Annotated in this window: 4 protein-coding genes and 1 pseudogene; 4 read left to right on the forward strand and 1 reads right to left on the reverse strand. The window is 73.9% G+C overall.

All coding sequences use genetic code 11. The features are described 5' to 3' along the window. Nucleotides 1-417, reverse strand: a pseudogene (locus tag ACXJKA_RS19740) (ribonuclease E/G); the annotation flags it as partial. Nucleotides 418-885: 468 nt separating this feature from the next. Between ACXJKA_RS19740 and ACXJKA_RS19745 the strand changes: the two are divergent. The 4 genes from ACXJKA_RS19745 to ACXJKA_RS19760 form a co-directional block, all read left to right on the forward strand. After that, nucleotides 886-2,388, forward strand: a complete 1,503-nt coding sequence (locus ACXJKA_RS19745; RefSeq protein WP_456826901.1) for a cytochrome ubiquinol oxidase subunit I — start codon at nucleotides 886-888, stop codon at nucleotides 2,386-2,388. A 13-nt stretch (nucleotides 2,389-2,401) separates the two neighbouring features. Beyond that, nucleotides 2,402-3,469 (forward strand): cytochrome d ubiquinol oxidase subunit II, encoded by a 1,068-nt coding sequence (gene cydB / locus ACXJKA_RS19750; protein WP_456826898.1) that lies wholly within the window; start codon nucleotides 2,402-2,404, stop codon nucleotides 3,467-3,469. Beyond that, complete coding sequence (gene cydD / locus ACXJKA_RS19755; RefSeq protein ID WP_456826899.1) at nucleotides 3,466-5,091, forward strand: thiol reductant ABC exporter subunit CydD; 1,626 nt, start codon at nucleotides 3,466-3,468, stop codon at nucleotides 5,089-5,091. The genes cydB and cydD overlap by 4 nt, the downstream gene beginning before the upstream one ends. After that, a partial coding sequence (locus ACXJKA_RS19760; protein WP_456826900.1) for an ABC transporter transmembrane domain-containing protein occupies nucleotides 5,088-5,771 on the forward strand: 684 nt, incomplete at its 3' end. The genes cydD and ACXJKA_RS19760, both read left to right, overlap by 4 nt.

Consider the following 5,771-nt stretch of genomic DNA (forward strand, 5'->3'; position numbering starts at 1 on the left):
GGTGCCCGAGCGGCGACGGCGCGGMGCGGCCTTGGCGGCGACGGGCTCCTCGACGACGGGAACGGGCGCGACGACCGGCTCGGCCTCGACCGCGGGGGCCTCGTCGGCGACGGGCGCCGGCTCGACGGGCGCGTCCGCCGAGACCGGGACGACGGTGCGGGTCACGCGGCGGGACTTCTTCACGGGCGTCGCCGGCGCCGCAGCGGGCTGCTCGGCAGGTGCCGGAGCGGCGTCCTCGACCTTGGTGGGGACGGCAGGCTCGGTCACCGCCGGGAGGGTCACGACCGCGTCGGCCGGGGCGGCGCTGCTGGGGGCGGCGGTCACGCGGGTGGCACGGCGGCGGCGCGGGGCCGCGGGCGGTGCCTCACCCCCGGCGATCGTCGTCGTGTCTGCGGTGGGGGTGTTCTCGTCGGTCACGCGAAGTGCTCCTGGGTACCGGGCATCGCCACCCACACGCGGTGACACTCGGTCGGTCGGTCGTCGCTCGCGTGCTGCGCGGCGACGGAAAGTCGGCGGTCGTGGCTGCTGCACCCGGTCGGCGCCATCGCCTGCGAGGCCGGAGCCGGCGGTCCCGATCGGGGACCAGCGGGCGGCAGAGCGGCGGCTGGCGCGCACGACATGCTGGTGCTGCGAGCTCAAGGGTCCTCGGGCGGTGTGGTCGCCCGGAGAGCCGTGGCCAGTATCGCACAGCGCCTCACGGCCGGCGTCCGCGCACGGCCCGGCGCGCCGCCTGCCCGGTCCGGCTACCCGGGACCTTGGTCCCAGGGGCAGACTGGACCCGGTCCTAGCGTTTTCCCAGGTCCGCAGGTCAGGACTGGTCTGCTGTCCAGACCGGTGGGCGGCGTGGACCCGACCCGGTACCGGCTCGCACCCCCGGAGGGGCCCGTGGACACGCTCGACGTCGCTCGATGGCAGTTCGGCATCACCACCGTCTACCACTTCATCTTCGTGCCGCTGACGATCGGTCTCGCGCCGCTGGTCGCGATCATGCAGACGATCTGGGTCCGCACCGGCAACGAGCGCTGGCTCCGGCTGACCAAGTTCTTCGGCAAGCTGCTGCTGATCAACTTCGCGATCGGGGTGGCCACCGGCATCGTGCAGGAGTTCCAGTTCGGCATGGCGTGGAGCGAGTACTCGCGGTTCGTCGGCGACGTGTTCGGGGCCCCGCTGGCCATGGAGGCGCTCGCCGCGTTCTTCGTCGAGTCGACGTTCCTCGGCCTGTGGATCTTCGGCTGGGACAAGCTGCCGAAGAAGATCCACCTCGCGTGCATCTGGGCGGTCGCGCTCGCCACCAACCTCTCCGCGTACTTCATCCTCGCCGCGAACTCCTGGATGCAGCACCCCGTGGGCGCCGTGTTCAACGCCGAGCGCGGCCGCGCGGAGATGACGGACATCGGCGCCGTCCTGTCGAACTCGACGCTGCTCGCGGCGTTCCCCCACACGATCTCCGCCGCGTTCCTCACCGCCGGCACGTTCGTCGCCGGCATCGCCGCCTGGTGGATGGTGCGCCTCGTGCGCGCGGGCCAGGCCGACAAGGCGCGCGACGTGTACCGGCCCGCAATCGTGCTCGGCGTGATCGTCATGCTCGTCTCGGGCGTCGGCGTGGCGCTCAGCGGCGACCAGCAGGCCAAGCTCATGTTCCAGCAGCAGCCGACGAAGATGGCGGCCGCCGAGGCGCTGTGCGAGACCACGGACAGCGTGCCGTTCTCGCTGCTCGCGATCGGCCCGCTGGGCACGGGCGCCGACTGCGACAAGGTCACGCACCTGCTCGAGATCCCCGGCATGCTCTCGTTCCTGGCCACCGGCGACTTCTCGGCGACGCTGCAGGGCACCGACCAGCTGCAGCAGGAGTACGAGGACAAGTACGGGTACACCGACGCGAACGGCGAGCCCATCAGCTACATCCCGAACCTCGCCGTCACGTACTGGGGCTTCCGCCTGATGATCGGCTTCGCCCTCGGCTCGGCCGCGCTCGCGCTCGTGGCCCTCTGGGTGACCCGCAAGGGCCGCGTGAACGGCAACGTCTGGGTTGGGCGGCTCGGCATCGTCGCGCTGGTCACGCCGTTCCTCGCGTCGTCGTTCGGCTGGATCTTCACCGAGATGGGGCGCCAGCCGTGGGTCGTCGCGCCCAACCCCAATCCCGGCGGCGTCGATGGGGTCTGGCTGCTCACCGCGCGCGGCGTGTCCACGGTGACCAGCACCGGGACGATCCTCACCTCGTTGATCGCCTTCACGCTGCTGTACGGCATCCTCGCCGTGTTCTGGTACCGCCTCATGCACCGGTACACGATCGAGGGCGTCGCGGACAGCGAGCGCGACCCCAGCCCCGACAACCCCGACAACGACCCGGACGGCGCCGCCGACCGACCGCTGTCGTTCGCGTACTGAGAGGGCCGGGACCATGGAGCTCACGACCGTCTGGTTCATCCTCATCGCGGTCCTGTGGACCGGGTACCTCGTGCTCGAGGGGTTCGACTTCGGCGTCGGCATGCTGCTGGGGCTCCTGTCCCGCGGCGACGGCGCCGCCAAGGACCGCGACCGCCGCGTCATGATCAACACGATCGGACCCGTCTGGGACGGCAACGAGGTATGGCTGCTCACCGCGGGCGGCGCGACGTTCGCGGCCTTCCCGGAGTGGTACGCCACGATGTTCTCCGGCTTCTACCTGCCGCTGCTGCTCATCCTGCTCGCGCTCATCGTGCGCGTGGTGTCGTTCGAGTGGCGCGGCAAGATCGACGACCCCCGCTGGCGGTCCCTGGCCGATCGGTGCCTCATCGTCGGCTCGTGGGTGCCCGCCGTGCTCTGGGGCGTCGCGTTCGGCAACCTGGTCCGCGGCGTGGAGCTCGACGCCGGGCACCAGTACGTCGGCGGGTTCTGGGCGCTGCTCAACCCGTTCTCCCTGCTCGCCGGCGCGACGACGGCGCTCATCTTCCTCACGCACGGTGCCGTGTTCCTCGCACTGAAGTCGGACGGCGACGTCCGGGCGCGGGCGGGTGCGTTCGCCGCCCGGTCGTCGATCGTCACGCTGGTGGTCGCCGGCGCGTGGGCCGTGTGGGCGCAGGTCGCCTACTCGGTGCCGTGGACCTGGGCGGCCGTCGTCGTCGCGGCCGGCGCGCTGGTGGTGCTGGTCGTGTCCGCGCAGCGCCGCCAGGAGGGCCGGGCGTTCGTCGCCTCCGCCGTCGCCATCGTCGCGGCCGTCGTCCTGATCTTCGGGTCGATGTACCCCGACGTCATGCCGGCCTTCGACCCGGCGAACTCGCTCACGGTCACCAACGCGTCGTCGACCAGCTACACGCTGACGGTGATGACCTGGGTGGCCGTCGTGCTGACGCCCCTCGTGCTCATCTACCAGGGCTGGACGTACTGGGTGTTCCGCAAGCGGATCTCGGCGCAGCACATCCCGGCCGCCACGGGCCTGACGTTCGACAAGGTGCCCGCCCTGAACAAGCCGTCCTCGTCCGACCAGTGAGGCCGCTGGACCCGCGTCTCCTCCGGCACGCCCGAGCCGCCCGCGGCTACGTCGCGCTGACGTCCGCGCTCGGCGTGCTCACGGCGGCGCTGGTGGTGACGCAGGCCCTCCTGCTGGCGCACGCCCTGGGCGACGCGGTGACCGACGGCGCCACGCTGGCCGAGCTGGGACCGACGATCGCGTGGCTCGCCGTCGTCGTCGCCGCGCGCGCCGTGGTGACCGCCGTGCAGGAGCGGTTCGCGCACAGGGCGGCCACGCGCGCCGTGGGCGAGCTGCGGGAGCAGGTGGTCGAGCACGCCGTCGCGCTGGGTCCGCGGTGGCTGGCGTCGGGCGAGGGTCCGTCGGTGGTCACGCTGGCCACGCGGGGGCTCGACGCGCTGGAGCCGTACTTCGTGCGGTACCTGCCGCAGCTGGTGCTCGCGGCGACCGTCACGCCGGGCGTCCTGCTCGTGGTCCTCGGGCTCGACTGGGTGTCCGCCGCGATCCTCGTCGTCGTGCTGCCGCTGGTGCCGATCTTCATGGTGCTGGTGGGCCGGCTGACGGTGGGGCGCTCCGAGCAGGGGCTGATCACCATGCAGCGGCTGGGCGCTCAGGTGCTGGACCTGCTGGCCGGCCTGCCCACGCTGCGCGCGCACGGCCGCGAGCGCGGTCCGGGTGCCCGGGTCCGGGCGCTCGGCGACGCCCACCGGGTGGCGACGATGGGGACGCTGCGGATCGCTTTCCTGTCCGGCATGGTGCTCGAGCTGCTCACGACGCTGTCCGTGGCGCTGGTGGCGGTGGGGATCGGGCTGCGGCTGGTCGAGGGCGAGCTCGACCTGGTGACCGGCATCGCGGTCCTGGTCCTCGCGCCCGAGGTGTTCCTGCCGCTGCGGCAGGTGGGAGCGCAGTTCCACGCCGCGGCCGACGGCGTCGCGGCGGCCGGTCGGGCGTTCGAGGTACTCKAGACGCCGGTCCCGACCGCCGGGACGCGGCCGGCACCGGACCTGCGGACCGCGACGCTGCGGCTCGAGGGCGTCGGCGTCGGCGGCACCCCGCACGACCTCGACCTGGTGCTGCGCCCGGGGACGGTCGTGGCGCTGACGGGACCGAGCGGCGTGGGCAAGACGACCGCGCTGGAGGTCGTGCTCGGGCTGCTGCGCCCGGACACCGGCCGCGCGAGCCTCGACGGGGTCGACCTCGCGGACCTCGACCCCGCCTCCCTCTGGGCGCAGGTCTCCTGGCTGCCCCAGCGGCCCGTGCTCGAGCCGGGGACGATCGCGGAGCTCGTCGGGGGCGACGCCGCCGCGCGCAGGACGGCGGCCGCGCTGACGGGCCTCGCCGAGGTCGTCGCCGCCCTCCCGATCGGCTGGGCGACGCCGCTCGGACGCGGCGGCGAGGGGCTCTCGCTGGGCCAGCGTCAGCGCGTGGCCCTCACCCGGACTCTGCTCTCCGACTCGCCCCTGGTGATCCTGGACGAGCCGACCGCCCACCTCGACGCGGCGGGCGAGCGGGTCGTCCTCGACACCGTGCGCGCCCTCCAGGCCGCCGGGCGCACGGTGCTGCTCGTCGCGCACCGCCCGTCGCTGGTCGCGGCCGCCGACGAGGTCGTGCGGGTCCGTCCGGCCGTCGGGGTGCCGGCGTGAACGGCCCGCTGCGCCGGGCGGTCCGGCTGCTCGACATCGACCCCCGCCGCCTCGCGCTCGCCCTGCTGCTCGGCACCCTCGCGCTCGGCTGCGGGGTCGCCCTGGCCGCCGTGTCGGCCTGGCTCATCGCGCGCGCCTCCCAGATGCCGCCGGTCCTGCAGCTCTCGGTGGCCACGGTCGCCGTGCGCGCGTTCGGCATCGGGCGCGGTGTGCTGCGCTACCTCGAGCGGCTGGTCTCGCACGACGTCGCACTGCGCGGCATGACCCGGCTGCGCGCCACCCTGTACGAGCGGCTGGCGGTCGCGCGGCCCGAGACCCTGCTCCGGCTGCGGCGCGGCGACCTGCTTGCCCGCGTCGGAGCCGACGTCGACACCGTGGGCGACGTGGTGGTCCGCGGGCTGCTCCCGGCCGGCGTCGCGGCAGCGCTCGGGGTCGGCACCGTGATCGCCATGTCGCTGTTCTGGCCGCCCGCGGGCCTCGCCCTCGCCGCGTGCCTCGCCGTGGCCGGCATCGCCGCTCCCGTCATCGCGGCCCGTGCGGCCCGGACCACGGAGGCCAGGGCGCTGCAGAGCCGGTCGGACATGACGGCGACCGCGCTCGGCCTGCTCGACGACGCCGGTCCGCTGCGCGTCGGCGGGCGCGCCACCGACCAGCTCGCCGCACTGCGGGCCGCGGACGGC

The sequence above is a fragment of the Cellulomonas sp. P5_E12 genome, from assembly GCF_054049315.1.

Coding starts and splice junctions, on each gene's coding strand:
- cydB (WP_456826898.1), top strand. CDS start 2,402: ATGGAGCTCACGACCGTCTGGTTCATCCTCATCGCGGTCCTGTGGACC.